A 22141-nucleotide genomic window follows, 5' to 3' on the forward strand; every position below is an offset into this window, starting at 1 on the left:
ACGTAGTTTAAAACAACTCCAGCATGAGTTTTGGGTATAGAGCCTATTCCAAGTAAGTGGCCCTCAGTGCCCCTATCAGAATACGGATTCTCGTTTGAAAGTAAGGTGAGGCTGAACATGGCGCGTCCATTCCATCTGGCATTTCCGATTGATGATCTGGAACAAACGAAGGCGTTCTACATGAGCGTGCTTGGATGTAAACAGGGCCGTGAACTTGAAGGCAAATGGGTCGATTTTGACCTGTTTGGACACCAGATGTCCGCCCACCTTCGTGAAAAATCACAATTTCCCCTTGGAGTCACTGGTGTTGTTGATGGAGATGCAGTTCCCATTCCTCATTTTGGCGTTGTTTTGCCAATGGATGAATGGAAGGTTCTTGCTGATCGACTGAAAACACATGAAACTATTGAATGGTTGCTGGAACCGAAAATCAGGTTTGAAGGGCAACCGGGAGAGCAGGGAACTTTTTTCATCAAAGATCCCTCGGGCAATGCTCTCGAATTCAAGGCATTCGCCAGTGACTCTGACATTTTCGCAACCTGAGTAGATCCCCATGGAAATTTTAGAAGCAACACATACAACACAAAATCCTGCCGAATCTGACCGGATCAAAGTCGCGCTCGCACAGATCGCTCCGGTCTGGTTGAAGCGAGAAGAAACACTGAAAAAAGTGGCTGATGCAGTAGAGCTCGCAGGCAAACAGGGCTGTCAGCTTGTCACTTTCGGCGAAGCACTGGTTCCGGGCTACCCGTTCTGGATTGAACGCACCGACGGGGCACGTTTCAACGATCCAAAGCAAAAAGCGATTTACGCGGAATACCTTGAGCAAGGCGTAGTGATTGAAGACGGTCATCTCGATGGCATCTGTGCGATTGCGAAGAAATACAACATCGCTGTGTATCTCGGTGTCATGGAGCGTGCTGCAAACAGAAGTGGTCATAGTCTCTATTGTTCGCTGGTCTACATCAACCAGAATGGTGAGATCGGCTCCTCGCACCGCAAACTGCAACCAACCTTCGAGGAGCGCCTTGCCTGGGCGCCGGGGGATGGCAACGGCTTGCGTGTTCATCCGCTGGGCCGCTTCACCGTGGGTGGCCTCAATTGCTTCGAAAATTGGATGCCTCTGTCTCGCGCTGCCCTTTATGCGCAAGGAGAAGACCTTCACGTTGCCGTTTGGCCGGGTGGGCGACACAACACCGAAGACACAACCCGCTTTGTTGCCAAAGAAAGCAGAAGCTATGTGATCTCAGTCTCTGGCCTCATGCGCCCAACAGATTTCCCGGAAGACACGCTGGAACTTGCCAAGATCCTTGAGAACAGCGATGACTTTCTCGCAAACGGCGGCTCGTGCATCTCTGCGCCAGATGGGTCTTGGGTTGTTGAGCCGCAAGTCGGTAGGGAAGTTCTGATTACAGCAGAATTGGACCATGCCGTGGTACGTGGTGAACGCCAGAATTTTGATCCAACGGGTCATTACAGCCGACCAGATGTGACGCGCTTGGTCGTTGATCGGAAACGTCAGCAACTCGCGGATTTCATCGACGCTGAATAAAATTAAGTACTCAGGCAGATTTATTGGGGCAGGGTTTTGATTAGCTTAGGTTTTATCTCTCAAAAAATTCAGTAAAGTTGAATGATCCGACCAGCTACAGGCATCCCTGCCTCATAGTAAGATAAAGATCTGAAATAACAGAATCTCAAAGCAGGTGGTGCTGACGTGCTTCATTGCCTGAATGATAGACTCTGTTGTTTGCAGCCCCGCCAAACCCGAGTGTGATCTTCGCATCTGCAAGCTGAGTATTGAAACATGGAAATTTTAGAAGCAACGCATTTATCCCACGATCCGTCCGAATCTGACAAAATCAAAGTCGCCCTCGCGCAGATCGCTCCAGTCTGGTTGAAGCGTGAAGCGACCTTGAACAAAGTGATTGATGCGGTAGAGCTTGCTGGCAAGCAGGGCTGCCAGCTTGTTGCATTTGGAGAGACACTGGTGCCGGGCTATCCGTTTTGGATTGAACGCACAGACGGTGCACGCTTCAATGATCCAAAGCAAAAAGCCATGTACGCCAAATGCCTTGATCAAGCCGTGGTGATTGAGGACGGTCATCTGAATGCTGTCTGTGCAGCAGCAAAGAAACACAGCATTTCCGTGTATCTCGGTGTTATGGAGAGAGCAGCAAACAGAAGCGGGCATAGTCTGTACTGCACACTGGTCTACATTGATCAAAACGGTGAGATCGGTTCTGCGCACCGTAAACTGCAGCCAAGCTATGCAGAACGTCTTGCCTGGGCACCGGGAGATGGCAACGGTTTGCGTGTCCATCCGCTGGGCCGCTTTACGGTTGGTGGCCTGAACTGCGCTGAAAACTGGATGCCCTTGTCACGCGTCGCCCTGTATGCGCAAGGAGAAGACCTGCACGTGGCCGTCTGGCCGGGCGGCCTGCGGAACACAGAGGATCCAACACGCTTTGTTGCCAAAGAAAGCAGAAGCTACGTACTATCAGTCTCAGGGCTGATGCGTGCTGCAGATTTCCCAACGGATACGCCAGAACTAGCAGAAATACTCGAAAACAGTGGTGAGTTTCTCGCTGATGGCGGGTCTTGTATCGCTGCACCTGATGGATCATGGGTGGTCGCACCACAGGTTGGTAAAGAACTCCTGATCACAGCAGAGCTGGATCACGCCTTGGTGCGGGCAGACCGCCAACTCTTTGACCCGACCGGCCACTACAGCCGACCGGATGTTACACGTCTCGTCGTCGATCGTAAGCGCCAACAGCTTGCTGAATTCGTCGACTCTGAATAAAACAAACCGCAGATTGATATATTACAGCGTATTTGTGAGATGAGCCTGCTGGTCTCAAACAAAAATACGCTCAACAATGGAGTGCCTCATGAACCTGGTTTTATCTCTCAAAAGCTTCAACGAACCTGAGTGGATCGACCGTTTGCAGGCATTTCTTCCCAATCGAAAGATTGAGGGCTGGAACGGCGGCGTCGCTGAGCCCGAAAAAGCAGAATATCTCCTTGCCTGGAAACCAGACCCTGCCGTCTTTTCTGCCCTGCCAAATCTTAAGGTGATCTTCTCATTGGGCGCAGGTGTCGATCATCTGACCTCATTGCCGGAACTCCCCAAGCTCCCGTTGGTCCGGATTGTTGACCCAGACCTCACCAGCCGCATGACAGAGTGGGTGGTCTTCCAAACGTTACTCCACCATCGCCAACATTTAACTTATGCCGCCCAGCAAGAAGCAGGTGTTTGGAATGGACACAGGCAGTGGGCGGCAAAGGACGTACGCGTTGGTATTCTGGGTCTTGGCGAGCTGGGGTTGGATTCAGCAAAGGCCCTCAAAGCGCTGGGCTTCAACGTTGCCGGGTGGTCTCGCTCGCCAAAAGACGCAGACGGCATTGAAAGCTTTGCCGGTGAAGACCAGCTTGAGACGTTCCTTAATCGTACTGACATCCTGATCAATCTGTTGCCCTCAACACCTGCCACGCACAAGCTGGTCAATGCAGAGCGATTGGCCATGTTGTCTCAATCTGGCGCATTAGGAGGGCCTGTCTACATCAACGCTGGACGTGGTGCGACACAGGATGAAGCTGCGATCGACACAGCTTTGACATCCGGCCAGCTCAAAGGTGCCAGCCTAGACGTGTTTGTCATCGAGCCTCTGGCTGACACAAGTCCTCTCTGGCAGCAGAAAAACTGCATCATCACACCACATGTGGCAGCTGAGAGCGACCCGCAAGCTCTCTCCGAATATGTTGCCCAGCAAATCAAGGGATTTGAGCGAGGTGAAGTGCTCGAGAACCTAGTTGATCTGGAAGTCGGGTATTAAGTTCACCTGATTCTTGATGAAACCTTAGTTTAGAGTGCCAAATAACGGAAGAAGTTGAGTGCGGAGATCAATCTAAGGTTTAGCTGCAAGGAGTAGCATCAAACACAACTATAACAATTAAGTTGTGACCTGATGCTCTCCATAATCCGAGGTTTGTTCCAGCGAGATCTGGGCAGCGCGACTATTGAATTCAGCCTCATCTCTGGCCTCATCGCTCTGGCGATTCTTGCCATGGTGTCCGCACCAACGCTCACCAGCACCTCTTTTATTGCTAAGAATACCAGTGCGCAGCCAAACGCAGCCGAGCGTGATCTTCAATTGTGGGAACTGGTGAAGCCAAACAATTAAATTTGTAAATAAATGAATTTTAGCGAGACAAAACTACCAAGTGTTAAGGCCTTCTTTGGAATTACCCTTGCAAAACCATAACATGGTATTTGTGGGGGAGATCACGACATGATTGCAAATGGACTATTGATCATTTTTCCATTGCTGCTTGCAATCGCCGCATTCTTTGATCTCTTCACAATGACGATTCCGAACAAGCTCAACCTGATTATAGTCGTTGCCTTTGTCAGTCTGGCCTTCTTATTGCAATTGCCCCTAGAACAGGTTGGCATGAGCTTCGCACTCGGCTTCGGTGTGATGGTTGTCGGCTTCGGTCTGTTCGCGCTCGGTGTTATGGGCGGCGGTGATGTGAAGTTCCTCGCTGCAATCTCTCTTTGGCTCGGTCTCTCGATGAACATGCTGGACTTTATTTTGCTGACCAGCATTTATGGCGGAGCATTAACACTGGTTATCCTGGCCTTGCGTAGGGTTCCGTACTTTCCGCAGTTCATGCAGGGGCAGGAATGGCTCTTAAGATTGCATGACAGAAAAGCAGGCGTTCCATACGGGATTGCAATCGCAATTGCGGGGATTCAGGTGTACCCGAAGACCTTCTGGTTTGCTCAAATTCCAACTTTCTAAGCATTTCGCGAGCAAATCATCTTAGTAAAGTATTAATGTTTTGAACTAGTGTGCTTTCACTGGCGCTAACCTATTGCTGTTCATGCATATTCCTAATTTGACTCTATGCACATAAGTAAAAAATACAAATGTAGTGATGTTACGGAATATTAACTATGTCTTGACAATTTTTGCTCAAATTAGGGTTAACGAATGCTGCTTAGCTAAATCTCTTAGAGGGTGGGTGCCACATGAAGGCCTCCAGATTACTAGTTTTAATTATCGCTTTAAGCGCTGGTGGGTTGGCCGCCTGGCTGAACCTGTCTTCCGGTTCCCGGGAGCAGTCGCCAACCATTGTTGCTCCAGTACAAGAAATTCCATCACTGGATATTCTTGTTGCAGCGCAGGATCTCAAAGTCGGTACATCTCTTACCCAAGGCGATTTAGCTTGGGCCAAATGGCCAGAAGAATCTGTATCTGACGGCGTAATCTTGCGCGGCTCAAGCCCAAATGCAGATGAAGAATTTCTGGGACAGATTATCAAAGCAGCGATGTTCAGCGGCGAACCAATCCGTGCAGAGCGTCTCATTGATACGGACAAAGGCTTCCTGGCAGCGATCCTCCCAAAAGGAAAACGCGCCGTTGCTGTTCCGGTTGATGCAGTCTCTACCGCAGGTGGTTTCATCCTTCCAGGAGACAAGGTTGACGTACTGATCAGCATGCAAGCCAAAAAACGCGAAGACGGCTTCATCAGTGAAACGCTCCTCGAGAATATCAAGGTGCTCGCTATCGATACCACGACGGCCTCTGAAAACAGTGAGAAGGCGATGTCTCCAGACCAGACAGCTACACTGGAACTCTTGCCCCACGAAGCTGAGGCTATCGCTCGCGCAACCCAGATGGGAACTCTCTCGCTCTCATTGCGCAGTGCTGCAGATTCCAGAGACGGTTTGAAGCAACCGCCGCGCGTCAAAGGTGGTGTGAAGTTCGTAAAATATGGGATTGCCTCCCAGTCTGTTAACGGAAATTAGTAGGTAAACTATGGTTTTTCATCGACAAATTAGTCTGGCGAGAAGTTTACCGCAAAAATGCAGCCTTAGTGGTGCTCTCATACAGTTCCTTCTGATCTTTGCGTTGGTTTTAGTTGGGCCACAGATCGCATTCGCTCAAAGCAACTTCGAAGCGACTGTGGAAGTCACCTCTCAGCACCGCGGCAAAGTTCGTCAGCTGAATGTTGGTGAAGGAAGATCTATTGTCCTCAATACAAACGAGGAAGTCCGTGATGTCCTTGTCTCGAACCCAGAAATTGCAGATGCTGTTGTCCGCACCAGAACCCGCGTTTTTGTCTTCGGAAACAAGATTGGCCAGGCGTCACTGGTTCTGTTCGGCAATGGTGGTCGCCAACTGGCATCGTTTAACCTGAGCGTACAGCCTGATCCGTCAGGCCTGGTTGAACTCATCCAACGATTGCTGCCAAACTCTGCAATCAATGCAGACATCGTCAATCAAAGCGTTGTCCTCTCAGGAACAGCAATCTCCGCCCTCGAAGCACAACAGGCCTACGATATCGCACTGAAGTTTGTGGGCAACGATGACAAAAAAATCGTCAACACAATCGCAGTGGCCGAGAAAGATCAAGTACAACTCAAAGTTACAGTTGCTGAAATTGAACGCACGACGATTAAGCAGCTTGGTGTGAACCTCCAAGGCTCACTAAAAATTGGTGCTCTTGATGTCAATTTCAACACGTCGCCTGCTTATAACATCAATCCTTCTGTCGTAAATGCAGGATCCCTGGCAGGTAAGTTAGGGTTCGATGGCGGTACGCTTAATCCCACGATCAAAGCGCTCGAGCGTGAAGGGGTAATGAGAACACTGGCGGAGCCAACACTCGTAGCGGTCTCTGGCGAAAACGCTAGCTTCCTCGCTGGTGGTGAGTTCCCGATCCCGGTTGCTTACGAAGACAATAAGGTAAGCCTTGAGTTTAAACCTTTTGGTGTCGGGTTGGATTTCACGCCTGTTGTTCTTTCCGGAGGACGTATCAAACTGCGAGTTAAAACCGAAGTCAGTGAGTTGAGTTCTGAAGGGGCTGTAAGTATCGCAGGTGCTATTGCCGTTTCTGCACTTAAAGTTCGCCGAGCGGAGTCTACACTCGAGCTCCCTTCTGGAGGAACCTTGGTTATGGCAGGTCTCCTGAAGCAGAATTATGGGCAGGAGATTGACGGGATACCTGGCTTAAAGAATATCCCAATTCTCGGTACCATGTTTAAGAGCCGCGATTATATCAATCGCCAAACTGAGCTTGTAATCTTTGTAACACCTTATGTGGTGAGACCAATAGCCCGCTCACAAGTAGCGCGGCCTGACGACAATTTCGCAGCTCCAAGTGATCAATCTACAATCTTTCTAAACCAATTAAGCCGGATTTACAGGGGAACAGACGCTCCTGTGAAAGGGAATTATCACGGCAAAATTGGCTACATTTACGAGTGAGGACAAGTGAAATGAATACCCTACTGTCACCCACTTTGAAATGTGTACGCAAATTGAGAGAAGCTTCAGTAGTGCTCGGTACTGTTGCTATGCTTGGAGCATGTCAGTCACAACCATCATATGTTGAACATCAGTCGATTGCAGACTTTGATTATCGGAAAAGGCATCCGATTGTTATTACAGAAGCGCCTGAAAATTTTGATATTCCCGTAGCTGGGGAGATGCGCAATTTGAACGGGTCCATGAAAACGGCAGTTGCTGCTTTTGGTAAACAAGCTGATATCGATGGAAATGGATTTGTTGAGGTTTTGGTTCCGTCAGGTTCTGGGAATGAAGCAGCAGCAAAAGCTATTTCCCCTCAGATTCGCACTGCATTGAAAAAAGGCGGAGTAGCCGCAGATCATATTGTTATGAGGAGCTACGCGGTGTCTGACATGGGTGCATCAGCACCAGTCCGTCTTTCATTTATGCGTGTGAAAGGGATTGTGCGTGATTGCGGTAATTGGCCTGATGCGATGATAAGCAATCATCAAAACACAGACTATCACAACTTCGGGTGTGCTACTCAGGCAAACCTCGCTGCGATGGTCGATAATCCGACAGATCTGTTGCGACCACGCCCCTTGGGACCGAATGATCCCTCGAGGACCAATGAGATTTTGGCAAACAACCGATCTGGAGACCTGACTGCAGGTCAGTATGGAGCTGGTGTTGGCACAAACGTATCATCCGTGGCGCAGAACTAGTGGGATAAACTATGAGCGATTTAGCGCAGTTCGATTCAGATGCCTCATCACGGCAAGAAACGACGAGTAAGCTTTCAACTTCTGACTTTCAGTTTGTAAATATTCCGCGAATTTCTGTTCAGGCATTTTGCGTGGATTCGAGAACATCAGAGACGATCCAGAATGCGAGCTTAGATCGCCGGATGTCGAAGACGCATACGATGGTGCGACAAGGTGGTATTCCCGCAGCTGTAGAAACATTTGAAACTGCCGCTACACCTAACTTCTTGATCGTCGAATCGTTGTCTAATCCAAAAGAGATGATCGCTGAGTTAGATCGGCTGGCTGAGTATTGTGATGCTGGGACTAATGTTCTTGTTATTGGGCGCATAAATGATGTCAACTTGTACAGAACGCTCATTAGCAGGGGGGTCGGTGAGTACATTGTCGGACCAATTGATATCCCTCAATTGATAAATGCCATTGGTCAATTTTATGCAAATACTGACGCGGAACCCTTCGGTCGAACTGTGGCTGTAATCGGTGCTAAAGGTGGATGTGGTGCATCGTCAGTTGCTCATAATCTGTCTTGGTCAATTGCGAAAACACTCGATAATGATGTTGCTATTGCTGATTTGGATTTGCCATTTGGAACAGCAGGTTTAGATTTTAATCAGGATCCATTGCAAGGCGTATTGGAAGCAATTGCATCTCCTGAGCGGCTTGATGACACGCTACTGGATCGCCTTCTTGCAAAGTGTAATGACCGTCTAAGATTGTTAGCAGCGCCAGCTACGCTTGATCAAACCTACGATTTTGATACTGAGAAGTTTGATCAAGTTATTGAGGTCATGCAGAAAGGAACGCCGACTGTCGTTCTTGACTTGCCACACACGTGGAACAGCTGGGTTCGGCATATCCTTGCACATGTAGACGAAGTTTTGATTGTAGCCGAGCCTGACTTAGCAAACCTTCGAAATGCAAAAAACCTGGTCGACAGCATTGGTCAACTCCGACCAAATGACACAAAACCATACTTGGTTTTGAACAAGGTTGGCATTCCGAAACGACCTGAAATTAAGCCTGATGAGTTTAGTAGCGCTCTAGATGTGGTTTCTTTAGCGGTAATGCCGTTTGAGCCTGCATTGTTTGGGACTGCATCTAACAACGGTCAGATGATTGCAGAGTTTGATAGCAAACACGCTGTTGCGGGTTTGTTTGAAGAGATTGCGGCCAAGGTCACAGGCAAGGCTGAAACGTATACAAAAAGCAAGTCACTCATCGCATCTCTTATTAGAAAAGTCCGCAAATAGTCCTCTGGTTGATTTTGTGCTGATTTCAAAGGCGGAAGAATATGTTTGGTAGACGTGGCAACGGTGAATTTGGAAACAAAAATCCAAAGTCTGCTCCAATAAATCCTGCGATACAGAAACAGGCAACAAAGCCTGCTGTCCAGGACACACCAAGCACTGCAAAACCTAAGTCGTCTGGCGTCGAAGTTCAGCAGGAAAAGCCCAAAGAAACTGCTCCTGAAACACAACGAACTCAGGAGTACTACGCAACCAAGGCATCGATTTTCAATGCATTGGTGGAGGCAATCGATCTTTCTCAATTAGGCCGGTTGGATCAAGAAGATGCACGTGACGAGATCCGGGATGTCGTCAATGACATCATTGCCCTCAAAAACCTTGTCATGTCGATTTCTGAGCAAGAAGATTTGCTTGAAGATATTTGTAACGATGTGTTGGGCTACGGACCACTTGAGCCGCTATTAGCCCGTGATGACATTGCCGATATCATGGTGAATGGGGCGAACACCATTTATATCGAAACGGCTGGCATGGTGGAGCAAACAAACATCCAGTTTCGCGATAATCGTCAGTTGATGAACATTTGCCAGCGAATTGTGTCTCAGGTTGGTCGTCGTGTAGATGAAGCCAGCCCGATATGTGATGCGCGCCTTCCTGATGGTTCTCGTGTAAACGTGATTGCCCCACCGCTGTCATTGGACGGGCCTGCACTTACAATTCGTAAGTTTAAGAAAGACAAGCTTACGCTCGATCAGCTGGTGAATTTTGGTTCGATTTCGCGTGAAGGTGCTGAGATCCTGGAAATCATCGGCCGGGTCCAGTGTAACACGGTTATTTCTGGTGGTACGGGCTCAGGTAAAACCACACTTCTCAACTGCTTGACGCGCTATATCGATAGCACGGAGCGCATTATCACTTGCGAAGACAGTGCTGAACTCCAACTTCAGCAGCCACATGTCGTCAGATTGGAAACCAGACCTCCAAACCTGGAAGGTGAGGGTGAGATCACAATGCGTGATCTTGTAAAAAACTGTCTGCGTATGCGCCCTGAGCGGATCATTGTCGGTGAGGTGCGTGGCCCAGAAGTCTTTGACTTGCTTCAGGCGATGAACACCGGTCACGATGGCTCAATGGGTACGATTCACTCGAACTCCCCACGTGAGTGCTTGAAGCGTATTGAATCCATGATTGCTCTTGGGGGGTTCTCTCTTCCATCTAAAACAGTACGCGAGATCATTGTTGGCTCTATTGATGTAATTGTTCAGGCTGCACGTTTGAGAGATGGCTCCCGTCGTATCACCCATATCACTGAGGTTGTAGGAATGGAGGGTGATGTCATCACGACACAAGATCTCTTCACCTATGACATCACAGGAGAAGACGCGAATGGCAAAATCATAGGCCAGCATCGCTCTACCGGCATAGGACGTCCGCTCTTCTGGGAAAGAGCAAGATACTTCAACGAGGAAGAGCGGCTAGCCCGCGCGCTGGATGCTTCAGATGTTTCTGGAGGATTACATGGCTGACTTGGATAACTTTTTAGCCTCTCCGCTCGCTGATTATCTGATTACAGCCTTGATTATGGTGAGTGTCGTTGGTGTCACTTTCACACTCTTGATGCCTCTCTTCTCCAAAGACAAGCTTGGGAAACGAAAAGAGGGCCTTGTTCAGAAAAATGGAACTCAACCAAACGGACGGTCTCAGAAGGTTGATGTTACAGCTCGTAGGAAAACCGTTCAGGACCAGCTTAATGCTATGGAGGCAGCGCAAGCTGCCAAGAAAAAAAATGCAGACAAACCGATTTTTGCCGACTGGATTGGGCAAGCTGGCCTATCCTGGTCTAAGCCTAAATTCTATTTCATCTCAGTGGTGTGTGGCTGCATTGTCTTTACTTTAAGTTTTTTCTCCGGGCAGCCTCTATGGATTTCAATTGCTCTTCTTTTTGTGGGCGTGTTCGGGGTACCTCGGTTCTACGTTTCAAGGCGTCGTAAAAAACGGTTCAACCAATTCCTTGATGAGTTTCCCAATGCAGTCGATATCATCGTTCGTGGCATCAAATCAGGCATGCCTTTAGGAGATTGCATGCATATTGCTGCTTCCGAAGCGAAAGATCCTGTTGGGTTAGAATTCTCACTTATACTGGATAAGATGCAAATGGGGATACCACTGGCTGAAGCAATCCAAAACATGCCGAAAAGAGTGCCACTGCAAGAAACAAACTTCCTTGCGATTGTAATTGCTATTCAAGCACAAGCCGGTGGTAGCCTTTCAGATGCGCTCAATAACCTTTCAAAGACGTTGCGTCAGCGTAAAGAGATGAAAGGAAAAATTCGAGCCGTCAGCCAGGAAGCAAAATCATCAGCAGCAATCATCGGCTCTCTACCCTTCTTAGTGACGATCATGCTGTACTTAATCGCACCAAGTTACATTCGCTTACTCGTGGATACAGATATTGGCTTAATTCTCATCGCTGTTGGTCTAACTTGGATGACACTTGGAATCTTGGTCATGCGTAAAATGATTGATTTCAAGATATAGGAGCCCAGAGATGTCAATTGCAGATCTTGGAAACAGCAACTTATTTGTAGTCATTCTCACATTACTTGCAGTATCAGGAACAGCCTATACGCTTTTAATGCCTCTGTTTGAACGCGATGAGCTAAAAGATCGCATGAAATCAGTTGCTCTTGAGAGGGAGAAAATTCGAGCACGAGAACGTAATCGTTTAGCCAACAGTAAAGAGGTTGAACGTGCTTCTCTTCGGAGTAGCCCTAAAGAAAGCGTGCGAGAATTTGTCGATAAATATAACCTAAAAAATATTTTATCGAATGATGGAGTGGTTAGAAAACTAAAAATGGCAGGATATAGAGGGTCATCTCCTCTCTATTCCTATTTGTTTATGCAGATTATGTTGCCGATAGGTTTTTTTATTCTCGCATTTGTTTATCTTGCCGTCATTTTGAAGTTAGATGTTCCTGTCTTGGGTGTGCTTTGCATTAGTTTGTTATTCTCCGCGATCGGGTTCTATGCACCAAGTATTTTTGTTCAAAATCAAATTTCGAAACGGCAAGAAACTATTCGATTAGCGTGGCCGGATGCCATGGATTTGATGCTCATCTGTGTCGAGTCTGGTATGTCGATTGAGGCCGCTTTTAAGAAAGTAGCAGAAGAAATTGGAGCTCAATCTGCAGCACTGGCTGAAGAGCTTGTTCTGGCTAATGCAGAGCTTTCTTACTTGGATGAGCGAAAGAAAGCTTACCAAAATCTGGCAGAACGAACAGGCCTTGACGGTGTTAAGAATGTTGTTGTCGCACTCACGCAGGCCGAGAGATATGGTACGCCAATCGGCAACGCCCTTAGAGTTCTGTCAGATGAAAACCGTCGAGAACGAATGCAGGAAGCCGAACGAAAGGCAGCGGCGTTGCCACCTAAACTGACTGTACCCATGATGCTATTTTTCATGCCTGTTCTGTTTATAGTTATTATTGGTCCTGCAGTGATCCAGGTAGTGAACGCATTCTAACCCATCACGCCTTGCCCAGCATGGTCTTCAAGTACGCCACATTCTCGGCGGCTTGACGTGGGTCTATGTCGGATTGGGCGATGCGAACGGCTTCGTCAAACCGGCCTTGCAGTCCAAGTGTCAGAGCAAGGTTCTGGCGCACCTGACTGCCAGCTTTGCCGGTATCCAGTGCTGTTCGTAAAGTCGTCTCTGCGTTGCGCAGATCGCCTCCCAGCAGGTAGGACATTCCCAGGTTATTCAAAACAGTTGGCTCATTTGGCGAAAGCTTCAGCGCTTGCTGGTAGGTTGAGCGTGCTTGTTTTGTCTCACCAAGTTGATCCAGAATAGCCGCCTTGGCAGAAAGCATCTTCCAGTTTGGTTGTGCTGGGTCGAACGCATTGTCGATGACATTGAGCGCTTCCTGCAACTTGCCGTTTTCAGCGAGCACTTTGCCATAGCTTGCCGCAATTGTGTTGTTGTCAGCATTTGCGATGACACCACGTCGTAAAATTGCTTCTGCTTGTTGGCCCTGGCCATCAATTCTCAAAGCTGCTGCAAAGTTCAGGATCGTACGAGGATTTTTCTGGTCTTTGGCATAAGCACCGCCCCAATAGGCGAGGGCTTTTTGCATCTCTTGTGAGCCAGGTTTAAGCTGCTGGCTCTGCGAGATAGATGCCTGAGCGCGTGGTTTGTTGGTTGCGCAGCCAGAAAATGCAAGCCCACAAACCAGCAGCAGCGAGACAGCTGTTGCACTTCTTAAAATGCCAGAAGACACCTTAGTTGTGTGTGTGCGGTCAAATACGGCCATGGAACCCTCAACAACGAAGCAATTCAAATATTGTTTGAAAATCTAATATTACCCCTAATTTCTGGTTAATTTGGTGTAGGTGAGCCCATTGTCGGGCGGGGGAGCAGCAAGCTGAATGTCTTGCGCAGAACCAGTAACGTCGTTAGGTTGCCACAACGCTGTCCGTATAGGACAGAACACAAATTTCAAACATCTCATCAATGGAGCTCCCGGTGCACGGACCGTTAATTTCTGCCGATAAAACAGTAAATCCAATCCCGGTCGTAGCGCTCTCTGCCAGTGAGTTAGAAGCGTATCTTGATGCCGCGGGTTCCATGGTGAAATCTTGGGCGAAAGCGCAGGAGTTTACAGCTGCTTTTGGGGAGACACTGGCAGTTCCAAATGAAGCAGGCAATATTGCAACCGTGCTGTTTGGATATGGTGAAAGCCAGAGAGATGCTTTGGAAACAGGCGCTGCTCTTAATAAAAAGCTCCCAGCTGGCGCGTTTGAACTTGCAAAAGGCTTTGAAGATCCGGCTGGTATCGCTCTCGGGTTCTCACTCGCAGCCTACCGTTTTGATGCTTATAAGAAAATCCCTGCGCCAAAGTCTCAGCTCGTCATCAGCGAGCCGGGCATTTTGGAAGAGCTGGCACCAATTATCGCTGGCGCACACCTGGCAAAAGACCTCATCAATACACCCGCGAATGATATGGGGCCGGAAGAACTTGCCGCCGCAGCTTGCCAGCTATTTGAAGATCATGGCGGATCTTCAAAGGTCATCATGGGCGATGTTCTGGAGAACGAGTTCCCGCTTGTGCATGCTGTCGGCAACGGCAGTGACAGGGCACCGCGTCTGGTTGATGCGATTTGGGGCAAAGAGACTGATCCGAAAATCACGTTGGTCGGCAAAGGGGTGATCTTCGACAGTGGCGGTTTGGACGTAAAGCCAGCAGCAGGCATGATCCTTATGAAAAAGGATATGGGCGGCGCGGCAAATGTTCTCGGCTTGGCGGCAATGATCATGAAAGCTGAGCTGCCAATGCGCCTGCGCGTGATTATTCCTGCCGTTGAAAATGCAATCTCGGGCCGCTCCTTCCGCCCTTCTGATATTTTCACAAGCCGTAAAGGCCTTTCTGTAGAGATCGGAAATACAGATGCTGAAGGACGCTTAGTCCTGGCAGATGCACTTGCGCTGGCTGATGAAGAAAGCCCAGAGCTGATTGTTGATATGGCAACGCTGACAGGTGCTGCCCGTGTCGCACTTGGACCTGATTTGCCGCCATACTATACTGATGATGAAGACTTGGCCGAAACCATCGCTGTTCACAGTGAAGCCGTGAATGATCCATTGTGGCGCCTGCCACTCTGGAAGCCATACAAAAAGTACATCACCTCCAAAACAGCTGATCTGGCAAACATCAACACAAGCGGAGCAGGCTTTGCAGGCTCAATCACTGCAGCTTTGTTCCTTCAAAGATTCGTTGAAAACGCGGGAAGCTGGGTACATCTTGATATCTACGGTTGGACACCAATTGAGAAAGATTTCAGAACCCATGGCGGAGAAGCCCAGGCAATTCGGGCACTTTTTGACATGTTGAAGACTCGATTTGCCTAAGCAAAGTGCAGATTGCGCTGTCAAAATTACTTAATACCTCAATCTGGTAAGGGTCCCGAAATGATTTGCAGGCTAGGTTTTAGCCTGCAATAGGGATTAGGACGATAAAATATGCCCGTAGAGATCCGCCCGTCGCAGGCGCTTAAGCTATGGCATGATGTAGTGTTGGAATTGGTGCGCGCAGCAGATCAGGATTTGACTGCTCGCCAAATGTCTATTCTTTTAACTGTATATCTTGAGCCTCCACCACATACCGTGCGCGGACTTGCGCAAAAACTAGGGGTAACCAAGCCTGCAATTACGCGCGCATTGGATACCCTTGGAACAAACAAGCTACTTTCCAGAAAGCGTGATGAAAATGACCGCCGCAATGTCGTTGTCACACGCACAGTTGCTGGGGCGCTGTATCTGGAACAGCTTGGCGATCTGGTCTCAGAAAAAGCTCAGGACCTTTCGCGTTGATCGAAAGGCGGAACCAAGACATTATCACTCCGCTATGCCATTTTGATTGGAGGGGCCTCATATGACTGCTCAACTTGACCGCCGTTTACATCCGGTAAGACCGGATTTGGCTTCCACTGACTATCGCGGCCAGGTGCAATCGGAGCGTTTTGTGGAGGGGACCGACTACTCTGTCAAAGCAGATAAGATTGAGCTACGTGCTCAGCCAGATGTTGCATGCGGAATCGATACTGAGCTGAATTTTGGCGAAACCTTTCGTGTATTTGAGACAACGCAAGAAGGGTGGTCTTGGGGACAGTTGCAAACAGACGGATATGTCGGCTGGCTGCCGACGAACGCGCTGGGGCCTGTTGAACAAGCAACGCACAGAGTGATTGCCCTGCGCACCTATCGCTACCCGGAAGCCGAAATGAAACGCCCAGCTCTGGGGCAGGTCTCCATGGGAGCACTGGTAAGCGTTGTGGGATATGAGACCAGGCGCGGGCTGGAGTTTGCACAGCTTGCCGATGGCTCGTTTATGGTCAAAAAACACTTGGTAGAGCAGACTGATAAAGCGGCCGACTGGGTGAGAGCAGCAGAAGCGATGGTTGGAACGCCATATCTTTGGGGTGGACGCTCTACTCTGGGGCTGGATTGCTCCGGCTTGATCCAACTTGCACTCCAGATCGGCGGTATAAATGCCCCACGTGATGCGGATATGCAGGAAGCCATGCTGGGCGAACAACTCGACCTCTCCAGTGGCCTGCCAGCTTTGCAGCGCGGCGACTTGATGTTCTGGAAGGGGCATGTGGGCGTTATGTCTGATTCTGAGACCTTGCTGCATGCCAACGGTTACACAATGACGGTCGCTTATGAAGGACTTCAGGCGGCTCTTAAACGCATTGGCGAGAACGAATTTGGCCAGCTCACCTCTGTGAAGAGGCTAAGTTGAACCGATGTTTACCCGTGCTTAACCATAAAGCGCATTATCGGAATATCTGACCCGTCAATTCGCGCAAATTAGGTTTTCGTTCACTAAAATAATCGCACAAATAACTAGTAAAATTTAACAGTTATTCGGTGGAGTTTGCCGTGTTTTGGAAGCTGCAAAAACAGGTCTCTGACCGTTCGTCAAAAATTGCCTCTGTCGCAATCTCTACTGCGATGATCGCAGGCATCTCTGCTACCTCAATCACACCCGCCTCTGCGGATGTTGAGGTGGTCGCCGATCAGGCAAAAGTCTTCCGTCTCGAGGAGCCAGCCGAAACCATCATTCTTGGAAATCCAAGCATTGCAGATGTGACAGTGCACGACCGCGTGACAATCGTGATCACAGGCAAATCCTACGGCACCACCAATCTGGTTGTCCTGAACGATGCCTCTGAGCCCGTTGTCGAAGAGCTGATCACCGTGACAGCAGAAATGGCCGGCTACGTCGCCATCCAACGCAACAGCAACCGCTTCACCTACTCCTGCAACCCCGACTGCCACGAAGTCCTGCGTCTTGGCGACAATAAGAAAAAGATCGAGGATGTCGCCAGCACCATCAGTGTTCGTAATGAGTTGGCGCAAGACGGAACCGTGGCAGGTAACGGTCAGTGATTCGGAATATACTAATGTTTTATCTGCTATCGTGTAGGCGGCAAAAACAAAAGAAAGGGTTTCAGCGCCAATGCTGGAGGTATTCTTTCCTCTCAGATTCACGTGGTGTAACGGCAATCGAATTTGCGATTATAGCTCCAGTCCTTTTTGCTGTTGTACTGGCCATATTCGAGCTTGGTCTTTCTATGTTGGTAGAGGTCATATTAGACAATGCTGTCGCCGAAGCGGCGCGGCAGATCCGAACTGGTCAGGTCTTTATTGCTGCACAAGATGGGGAATACAATCAAACTAAGTTTAAGAATGTAATCTTGGACAATGGTGCGGGTCTTTTGAAAGCTGCTGAAGACCGCATTTTCATTAATGTAGAATCTTTTGAGAATTTTAACGATATTCCAGGATCGGAACCTCTTCTGGAAGACGGTGTAATTGCTATGGACCAAAACTGGGATCCAGGGCGGGCTAGTGATGTAGTCGTAGTTCGGGTAGTTTGTGCTTGGCCCTTGATTACGTCAAAGATGATTGAATTTTTTGGTCAAACCGATGATGGGAGTCGCATTCTCGTCGCAACTGAAATTTTCAGAAATGAACCGTTTTCGTAAATATTAACTAGAGTTTGATTTGCTTCATGAGTTCATATTTAAGTTTTTTTAGAAAATTACGGTGTTTCTTATTTAGTGAAACAGGAGTTGCTGCAATCGAATTTGCGATTGTTTTGCCTCTCTTGTTGTTTCTTTTTATTGGAATGGTTGAGCTCACAACAGCACTATCCTTTGATCGTCGTGTAAGTAAGACAGGCGCTTCTATAGGTGATCTCGTCGCGCGTGCTGATAATGTTTCTAATGACATGGACGATATCGAAAGAGCAATTGAGCTTCAAATGACACCCTTTGAAGATGCTGACATCAATGTTAGAATTGGAATGGTCCAAATAAGGCAAGATAGGCCTCAAGTTGTTTGGAGTTGGGGCAATAATACAGACGAACCATGGGCTCGGGGAAGTAAGCCGACTGGCGTGTTTTTTTCGGATGCAATGCTGATTAATGGCCAGTTTTATGTTGTCTCAAGCGCTCGCCTTGAATACGACTTCTTACTAGGTAGCGTTTTGTCTGATCTTGGCCGGCTACTTTCAGGGGATAGTGAAAAGTTAGCATCCATTTCTCTCAGCGATAGCTTCATACTTCTCCCTAGAAGGGTCTCCTGTGTTGAGTATGATGACCATTGCGCAAACTGGCCACCATCATAATAACAACTACGTAAGATTTAGTGCTGTAATCTAAATATTGATGTGTCATAACTTCGCAGATCGCCAAAAACTGCTATTTTGTGATCTTTACCGATAGATTTGTTAGCTCAAATGTTGAATAAGCGCCCCAAGCTTGGCGAAGAATTTAACGCACATATCGCTGAACAGTCACAGAGCTGCGATAGTATGGCTGAGACCTCCCCTCATGAGCCCTATCGCAATACTCATGAGCTCGGACTGGCGCGGTATGTGGAAAATGAAAAGAGGCTATCAATGGCTACCAATCGGACCTATGACCAAATCCAGGTCGGAGATTCCGTCACTCGCTCCCGCATCTGTACAGCAAACGATCTTTACGTTTTTGCGCACGCGTCTGGCAACATCAATCCACTGCATCTGCCAAACGCGCAGTGGGAAGGCATTGAGAAGAAAGATGGCCCATCGGCACCGTTCATGTGGGGCGCTACTCTGATCTCAGCCGTCGTCGGCAACTACCTCCCAGGTCCTGGCTGTGTGTACCGCGATCAGACACTTTCCTTCCATAACAAGGTGAAAGTGGATCAGGTTCTCGACGTCACTGTAACCGTTCTGGAAAAACTGCCAGATAACATCATCCGCCTTGCAACAAGTGTGAAGGTTGACGATGGCACTCTGGTTGCTGAAGGTGAAGCTCGGGTAGAAGCACCAACTAAGTCAATCTCTTACGATGCAGAAGAGCTGCCAGGCCTGCTGATGAAGCGCCACCAGCACTTTGATCGTCTCGTTGCAACTGCTGCCCAGCTGCCAGCGATCCCAACTTCCGTTGTGTGTCCAGACGATGCAAACTCCCTCGGTGGTGCAGTCATGGCCGCTCAGGCTGGCCTGATCATTCCGATCCTGTGTGGTCCTGAAAAACGCATTCAGGCTGCTGCTGAAAAAATCGGTGCAGACATCTCCGGTTACGAGTTGATCGACACACCTGATGAAGGTTCTGCGGCTGCTAAAGCTGTTGCATTGGTTCATGAAGGCCGTGTGCGCTCTGTCATGAAGGGGCACCTTCATACAGATGACCTGCTGCGCCACGTTGTGAAGCGTGAAGGTGGTCTGCGCACCAAGCGTCGCCTGTCACATGCGTTCGTAATGGATGTTCCGGGGCGTGAAACACCGCTCATCGTCTCTGATGCTGCAATCAACATTGCACCAGACCTGATGTCAAAAGTTGATATCACTCAGAACGCAATCGACGTTGCTCGTGCTATCGGCATTGAGCCTCCAAAAGTCGGCATCCTGTCCGCTCTTGAAACCGTAAACCCGGCGATCCCATCCACCATCGATGCAGCTGTGCTGTCCAAGATGGCTGAGCGTGGTCAGATCAAAGGCGGTATCGTTGACGGTCCTCTGGCGATGGATAACGCGATTGATCTTGAAGCTGCTCGTACCAAAGGCATCGAATCCGTTGTTGCAGGTCGTGCAGAAGTGCTGATTGTGCCAAATCTCGAAGCTGGCAACATGGTCGTGAAAGAGCTGACCTTCCTTGCTCATGCAGAAACAGCTGGCCTCGTAACCGGTGCACGCGTGCCAATCATCCTCACCAGCCGCGCTGACAACGATCGTGCGCGTCTCGTTTCTTGTGCTCTGGCATCCATGTACGACTACTACCTGCGCAACGGCGCTGCGTATGTTGGTGAACAGGATCTGGCAGAAGCCGCAGAGTAATTTCGGGATAGCTGAGAAAACAATAATGACAATCGAAACAATTCTTGTACTGAACGCTGGGTCTTCCTCCATCAAATTCCAGCTGTTCAAAGGCGAAGAAAGTGTGCTTTCCGGCCAGATCGACGGTTTGGGAGCATCCGCTTGGGTTAAAGGCAAATCCGCTGAAGGCGCAACGATCATGGATCGTGCGCTCTCAGAAGAAGAAGCACAGAACCACAACACGGCTCTGCAGGTTATTCTTGCTTTGCTGAAAGAGTTCGATCCGAACCTTGAAGTTGACGCTATTGGTCACCGTGTGGTTCACGGCTCTTCCAAATACTCTGCACCTGTGCTGGTTACTGAAGAAGTTGCGGCGGAACTTGAAACATTCAACCCGCTTGCGCCTCTGCATAACCCGCACAACCTTGCAGGTATTGCTGGCTCCAAAGCGGCATTCCCGGGCAAGCCGAACGTTGCGTGTTTTGACACCGCGTTCCACCGCACGCAGGAATTCAAGAACGAAGCCTACGCGATCCCGACCAAATACTATGACGAAGGCATTCGTCGCTATGGCATGCACGGCCAGTCCTTCCACTTCATCGCGGAAGAGCTGCACAACGTGGCGCCAGAAGTGGCAGATGGCAAAGTTGTCGTTGCTCACCTCGGTAACGGTGCATCCATGTGTGCGATCGAAAATGGCAAATCTGTAACCACCACCATGGGCTTTACCCCGGTGGATGGTTTGGCAATGGGTACACGTTCCGGTCTGATCGATCCGGGTGTCATCTTCTATTTGATGGAAGAAAAAGGCATGTCCGTGAAAGAAGTCGCGAACCTGCTAAACAAGGAATCCGGCATGAAGGGTCTTTCCGGCATCTCGCAGGATATGCGTGATCTGGAAAATTCAGATAGCCCTGATGCAAAACGCGCACTCGACTATTACGACAACCGCATTAAGCGCGAGCTGGGTGCTCTGGTTGCTGTCATGGGTGGTCTGGACGCAATCGTCTTCACCGGTGGCATCGGCGAGAATTCCTCTCAAACCCGCGCTGGTGTTTGTAAGGGCCTTGAGTTCCTCGGCGTAGAAATCGACGAAGAAGCCAACAAGGCACGCGCGAAGGAAGCAATCACAATTTCCAAAGCATCTTCCAAGGTTAAGGTCATGGCGATCCCAACCAACGAAGAAGCCATGATTGCTCGTCAGACCCGAGCGATTTGCGAGTCGTAATCGACCTAAAAGTGGTGTTGATCACAGCGTTTAAGCCGCACTTTTCTTAAAGGAGAAGTGCGGCTTCTTTTTTGTTTGCCTATACGTACAAGAGCAGACGGGATAGTTGCACAAACATATTTGCATAGGTTGAATTATCAAAATAAGTTATATATTGAGGCGTGCATCTCTATTATATATAGCTTCAATAAACACTGGCATTCCTATGATCATCGCTGCAACTACATTAGCGCTACCAGCCTCTTTGCAGGCTGCTGAGCTGCGTCTGGTGGAATACCATCAAAGAAATTTAGCCTACATCATTGTACCTCGGACAGATAAGAAACTGCCTGCACTTGTGCTGTTTCATGACTGGGCAGGATTAACCGAAGAAGCGATCCTGCAGGCTGCGAAAATCGCAGAACAAGGCTATGCAGTGTTCCTTCCTGATCTGTTTGGCGGCAAGGTCCCACAGTCAAAAGAAGAAGCCCAGCCACTGGTTGAAGCGATCCTGGAAACGGACCATCAGCAAGAGCTTATGGCAAATGTCCATTCAGGTTTGCAGGTGCTGGAAAATGTTGAAGAAGTAGAGCCAGTGGACGTCTCTATTTCTGGTCTTGGTATTGGTGAGCAAGTTGCCAATTACATCTCAAAAAGTGATATGACGCCCGCACTACCAATGCTCACCCACGCATAAGTCAGTGCGTCCGGCTGATGTCATTTTGTAATCCCACGCATTGCATCCCGTATGCTG

General features: G+C 48.9%; 23 protein-coding genes. 22 read left to right on the plus strand and 1 reads right to left on the minus strand.

The genetic code is table 11. The annotated features are described in order from the left end of the window. The first annotated feature begins 117 nt into the window (after window positions 1–117). From PsAD5_RS05445 to PsAD5_RS05505, 13 genes are all read left to right on the plus strand, one after another. Window positions 118–543, plus strand: coding sequence for a VOC family protein (locus PsAD5_RS05445; RefSeq protein WP_063291351.1), 426 nt, complete (start codon window positions 118–120; stop codon window positions 541–543). Between the two features lie 10 nt (window positions 544–553). Then, the gene (locus PsAD5_RS05450; protein WP_063291352.1) at window positions 554–1552 is read left to right on the plus strand and encodes a carbon-nitrogen hydrolase family protein; all 999 of its coding nucleotides are present in this window, start codon (window positions 554–556) and stop codon (window positions 1550–1552) included. A 255-nt stretch (window positions 1553–1807) separates the two neighbouring features. After that, entirely contained in the window at window positions 1808–2806 is a 999-nt protein-coding gene (locus PsAD5_RS05455) for a carbon-nitrogen hydrolase family protein (protein WP_063291353.1), read from the plus strand. Window positions 2807–2894: 88 nt separating this feature from the next. After that, window positions 2895–3839, plus strand: coding sequence for a 2-hydroxyacid dehydrogenase (locus PsAD5_RS05460; RefSeq protein WP_208988499.1), 945 nt, complete (start codon window positions 2895–2897; stop codon window positions 3837–3839). Window positions 3840–3971: 132 nt separating this feature from the next. Then, entirely contained in the window at window positions 3972–4187 is a 216-nt protein-coding gene (locus tag PsAD5_RS05465) for a hypothetical protein (RefSeq protein ID WP_063291355.1), read from the plus strand. 108 nt (window positions 4188–4295) lie between these two features. Further along, complete coding sequence (locus PsAD5_RS05470) at window positions 4296–4808, plus strand: A24 family peptidase (protein WP_057464161.1); 513 nt, start codon at window positions 4296–4298, stop codon at window positions 4806–4808. 230 nt (window positions 4809–5038) lie between these two features. Beyond that, window positions 5039–5818 carry a Flp pilus assembly protein CpaB gene (gene cpaB, locus PsAD5_RS05475; protein WP_063291356.1) on the plus strand — a complete coding sequence of 260 codons (780 nt, stop codon included), beginning with the start codon at window positions 5039–5041 and terminating at the stop codon, window positions 5816–5818. 103 nt (window positions 5819–5921) lie between these two features. Then, window positions 5922–7280, plus strand: coding sequence for a type II and III secretion system protein family protein (locus PsAD5_RS05480; protein ID WP_208981679.1), 1359 nt, complete (start codon window positions 5922–5924; stop codon window positions 7278–7280). 11 nt (window positions 7281–7291) lie between these two features. Beyond that, a complete protein-coding gene (locus PsAD5_RS05485) occupies window positions 7292–8026 on the plus strand; it encodes a CpaD family pilus assembly protein (RefSeq protein ID WP_084404346.1) in 735 nt (244 codons plus the stop codon). An 11-nt stretch (window positions 8027–8037) separates the two neighbouring features. Then, on the plus strand, window positions 8038–9318 hold the full coding sequence (locus PsAD5_RS05490; RefSeq protein ID WP_063291358.1) for an AAA family ATPase: 1281 nt from the start codon (window positions 8038–8040) through the stop codon (window positions 9316–9318). Between the two features lie 41 nt (window positions 9319–9359). Beyond that, a complete protein-coding gene (locus tag PsAD5_RS05495; RefSeq protein WP_063291359.1) occupies window positions 9360–10841 on the plus strand; it encodes a CpaF family protein in 1482 nt (493 codons plus the stop codon). Then, window positions 10834–11853: a type II secretion system F family protein gene (locus PsAD5_RS05500; protein ID WP_063291360.1), complete on the plus strand. Its 1020-nt coding sequence runs from the start codon at window positions 10834–10836 to the stop codon at window positions 11851–11853. The genes PsAD5_RS05495 and PsAD5_RS05500 overlap by 8 nt, the downstream gene beginning before the upstream one ends. A gap of 10 nt (window positions 11854–11863) precedes the next feature. Beyond that, window positions 11864–12838 (plus strand): type II secretion system F family protein, encoded by a 975-nt coding sequence (locus tag PsAD5_RS05505; protein WP_063291361.1) that lies wholly within the window; start codon window positions 11864–11866, stop codon window positions 12836–12838. 4 nt (window positions 12839–12842) lie between these two features. On the opposite strand, the gene PsAD5_RS05510 is transcribed toward PsAD5_RS05505, so the two are convergent. Then, complete coding sequence (locus tag PsAD5_RS05510) at window positions 12843–13625, minus strand: tetratricopeptide repeat protein (protein WP_063291362.1); 783 nt, start codon at window positions 13623–13625, stop codon at window positions 12843–12845. Window positions 13626–13837: 212 nt separating this feature from the next. Here PsAD5_RS05510 and PsAD5_RS05515 point away from each other — a divergent pair, with 212 nt between their 5' ends. The 9 genes from PsAD5_RS05515 (at window position 13838) to PsAD5_RS05555 (ending at window position 22084) form a co-directional block, all read left to right on the plus strand. Next, window positions 13838–15220: a leucyl aminopeptidase family protein gene (locus PsAD5_RS05515; RefSeq protein ID WP_063291430.1), complete on the plus strand. Its 1383-nt coding sequence runs from the start codon at window positions 13838–13840 to the stop codon at window positions 15218–15220. Window positions 15221–15331: 111 nt separating this feature from the next. After that, a complete protein-coding gene (locus PsAD5_RS05520) occupies window positions 15332–15682 on the plus strand; it encodes a MarR family transcriptional regulator (protein WP_063286786.1) in 351 nt (116 codons plus the stop codon). A 61-nt stretch (window positions 15683–15743) separates the two neighbouring features. Further along, entirely contained in the window at window positions 15744–16613 is an 870-nt protein-coding gene (locus PsAD5_RS05525) for a C40 family peptidase (RefSeq protein WP_063291363.1), read from the plus strand. Window positions 16614–16753: 140 nt separating this feature from the next. Next, window positions 16754–17263: a pilus assembly protein N-terminal domain-containing protein gene (locus PsAD5_RS05530; protein ID WP_208981681.1), complete on the plus strand. Its 510-nt coding sequence runs from the start codon at window positions 16754–16756 to the stop codon at window positions 17261–17263. Between the two features lie 14 nt (window positions 17264–17277). Further along, window positions 17278–17862, plus strand: a complete 585-nt coding sequence (locus PsAD5_RS05535) for a TadE/TadG family type IV pilus assembly protein (protein ID WP_153040694.1) — start codon at window positions 17278–17280, stop codon at window positions 17860–17862. A gap of 26 nt (window positions 17863–17888) precedes the next feature. Then, on the plus strand, window positions 17889–18506 hold the full coding sequence (locus PsAD5_RS05540; protein WP_153040695.1) for a TadE/TadG family type IV pilus assembly protein: 618 nt from the start codon (window positions 17889–17891) through the stop codon (window positions 18504–18506). 273 nt (window positions 18507–18779) lie between these two features. Then, a complete protein-coding gene (locus PsAD5_RS05545; protein ID WP_057464246.1) occupies window positions 18780–20201 on the plus strand; it encodes a bifunctional enoyl-CoA hydratase/phosphate acetyltransferase in 1422 nt (473 codons plus the stop codon). Between the two features lie 25 nt (window positions 20202–20226). Further along, window positions 20227–21408: an acetate/propionate family kinase gene (locus PsAD5_RS05550; RefSeq protein WP_057464150.1), complete on the plus strand. Its 1182-nt coding sequence runs from the start codon at window positions 20227–20229 to the stop codon at window positions 21406–21408. A gap of 205 nt (window positions 21409–21613) precedes the next feature. Continuing rightward, the gene (locus tag PsAD5_RS05555) at window positions 21614–22084 is read left to right on the plus strand and encodes a dienelactone hydrolase family protein (RefSeq protein ID WP_063291366.1); all 471 of its coding nucleotides are present in this window, start codon (window positions 21614–21616) and stop codon (window positions 22082–22084) included. The last annotated feature ends 57 nt before the right edge of the window (window positions 22085–22141 follow it).

Origin of the sequence: Pseudovibrio sp. Ad5 (genome assembly GCF_001623095.1) — a bacterium.
GTDB lineage: Bacteria > Pseudomonadota > Alphaproteobacteria > Rhizobiales > Stappiaceae > Pseudovibrio.

What these genes read in the sequence shown, in the direction of transcription:
- PsAD5_RS05445 (WP_063291351.1), top strand. Translation starts at nt 118, where the DNA reads ATGGCGCGTCCATTCCATCTGGCATTTCCGATTGATGATCTGGAACAA.
- PsAD5_RS05450 (WP_063291352.1), top strand. Translation starts at nt 554, where the DNA reads ATGGAAATTTTAGAAGCAACACATACAACACAAAATCCTGCCGAATCT.
- PsAD5_RS05455 (WP_063291353.1), top strand. Translation starts at nt 1,808, where the DNA reads ATGGAAATTTTAGAAGCAACGCATTTATCCCACGATCCGTCCGAATCT.
- PsAD5_RS05460 (WP_208988499.1), top strand. Translation starts at nt 2,895, where the DNA reads ATGAACCTGGTTTTATCTCTCAAAAGCTTCAACGAACCTGAGTGGATC.
- PsAD5_RS05465 (WP_063291355.1), top strand. Translation starts at nt 3,972, where the DNA reads ATGCTCTCCATAATCCGAGGTTTGTTCCAGCGAGATCTGGGCAGCGCG.
- PsAD5_RS05470 (WP_057464161.1), top strand. Translation starts at nt 4,296, where the DNA reads ATGATTGCAAATGGACTATTGATCATTTTTCCATTGCTGCTTGCAATC.
- cpaB (WP_063291356.1), top strand. Translation starts at nt 5,039, where the DNA reads ATGAAGGCCTCCAGATTACTAGTTTTAATTATCGCTTTAAGCGCTGGT.
- PsAD5_RS05485 (WP_084404346.1), top strand. Translation starts at nt 7,292, where the DNA reads ATGAATACCCTACTGTCACCCACTTTGAAATGTGTACGCAAATTGAGA.
- PsAD5_RS05490 (WP_063291358.1), top strand. Translation starts at nt 8,038, where the DNA reads ATGAGCGATTTAGCGCAGTTCGATTCAGATGCCTCATCACGGCAAGAA.
- PsAD5_RS05495 (WP_063291359.1), top strand. Translation starts at nt 9,360, where the DNA reads ATGTTTGGTAGACGTGGCAACGGTGAATTTGGAAACAAAAATCCAAAG.
- PsAD5_RS05500 (WP_063291360.1), top strand. Translation starts at nt 10,834, where the DNA reads ATGGCTGACTTGGATAACTTTTTAGCCTCTCCGCTCGCTGATTATCTG.
- PsAD5_RS05505 (WP_063291361.1), top strand. Translation starts at nt 11,864, where the DNA reads ATGTCAATTGCAGATCTTGGAAACAGCAACTTATTTGTAGTCATTCTC.
- PsAD5_RS05510 (WP_063291362.1), bottom strand. Translation starts at nt 13,625, where the DNA reads ATGGCCGTATTTGACCGCACACACACAACTAAGGTGTCTTCTGGCATT.
- PsAD5_RS05520 (WP_063286786.1), top strand. Translation starts at nt 15,332, where the DNA reads ATGCCCGTAGAGATCCGCCCGTCGCAGGCGCTTAAGCTATGGCATGAT.
- PsAD5_RS05525 (WP_063291363.1), top strand. Translation starts at nt 15,744, where the DNA reads ATGACTGCTCAACTTGACCGCCGTTTACATCCGGTAAGACCGGATTTG.
- PsAD5_RS05535 (WP_153040694.1), top strand. Translation starts at nt 17,278, where the DNA reads ATGTTTTATCTGCTATCGTGTAGGCGGCAAAAACAAAAGAAAGGGTTT.
- PsAD5_RS05540 (WP_153040695.1), top strand. Translation starts at nt 17,889, where the DNA reads ATGAGTTCATATTTAAGTTTTTTTAGAAAATTACGGTGTTTCTTATTT.
- PsAD5_RS05545 (WP_057464246.1), top strand. Translation starts at nt 18,780, where the DNA reads ATGGCTACCAATCGGACCTATGACCAAATCCAGGTCGGAGATTCCGTC.
- PsAD5_RS05550 (WP_057464150.1), top strand. Translation starts at nt 20,227, where the DNA reads ATGACAATCGAAACAATTCTTGTACTGAACGCTGGGTCTTCCTCCATC.
- PsAD5_RS05555 (WP_063291366.1), top strand. Translation starts at nt 21,614, where the DNA reads ATGATCATCGCTGCAACTACATTAGCGCTACCAGCCTCTTTGCAGGCT.